This window comes from Streptomyces sp. NPDC056061 (assembly GCF_042266885.1).
Lineage (GTDB): Bacteria > Actinomycetota > Actinomycetes > Streptomycetales > Streptomycetaceae > Streptomyces.
The window spans coordinates 1-1,084 of record NZ_JBHJWQ010000097.1 but is presented as its reverse complement, the minus strand read 5'-3'; the positions used below and the strand labels follow the sequence as shown (position 1 = coordinate 1,084).

Sequence of the window (1,084 nt, the reverse complement as noted above, 5' to 3'; positions counted from 1 at the left end):
GGCGATCATCACGCCGGAACCCGCCGCCGCGACGGTCGTCCTCACGACGCGGACCACGAGGACGCTCATCACGACGCTCGAATCCACCACCCGAACGCCCGCCACGCTCGTCGTCCCGACGCGGACCACGGAACCCGCCGCGCTCGTCATCCCGACGCGGACCACGGAACCCACCGCGCTCGTCATCCCGACGCGGACCACGGAACCCGCCACGCTCGTCATCCCGACGCGGACCACGGAACCCGCCACGCTCGTCATCCCGACGCGGACCACGGAACCCACCGCGCTCGTCATCCCGACGCGGACCACGATCCCGATCCCGGTCACGATCATCCCGACGGAACCCACCACCACGACCATCTTCACGACGCGGTCCGCGATCACGGTCCCGGTCACGATCGTCCCGGCGATCATCACGCCGGAACCCGCCGCCGCGACGGTCGTCCTCACGACGCGGACCACGAGGACGCTCATCACGACGCTCGAATCCACCACCCGAACGCCCGCCACGCTCGTCGTCCCGACGCGGACCACGGAACCCGCCGCGCTCGTCGTCCCGACGCGGACCACGATCCCGATCCCGGTCACGATCATCCCGACGGAACCCACCACCACGACCATCTTCACGACGCGGTCCGCGATCACGGTCCCGGTCACGATCGTCCCGACGGAATCCTCCGCCGCTGCTGGGCCGACTGTCGTCCCGCCGGTAGCCACCGCGATCGTTGTCCCGGCCGCCGTCCCGGCGCGGGCCACCGAAACGGTCATCACGGCGGCCTGCGAAATCGCCGCGTTCGCCACCGTCCCGGCGACGCGGCTCGCGCCCCGAACGATCGTCGGGAGTGTTGGTGGACATCGGCGTGACTCCTGTCATCGGGCGTTACAAGACATTCTCGCGCAGCCGGACCTCCGACGCGCTACGGCAGAAAAACAAAAGGACCCTTGGTCCCAGCGTGAACGCTGGGACCAAGGGTCCTTGAAAGATTGTTCGGCGGCGACCTACTCTCCCACAGGGTCCCCCCTGCAGTACCATCGGCGCTGAAAGGCTTAGCTTCCGGGTTCGGAATGTAACCGGGCGTTTCCC

The 1,084-nt window shown here is 68.7% G+C and carries 1 rRNA gene and 1 pseudogene; both read right to left on the bottom strand.

Going from position 1 to position 1,084, the window contains the following annotated elements:
* Positions 1-768: pseudogene (locus tag ACFC79_RS38270) on the bottom strand (hypothetical protein); the annotation flags it as partial.
* A 218-nt stretch (positions 769-986) separates the two neighbouring features.
* A 5S ribosomal RNA gene (gene rrf, locus ACFC79_RS38265) occupies positions 987-1,084 on the bottom strand; the annotation flags it as partial.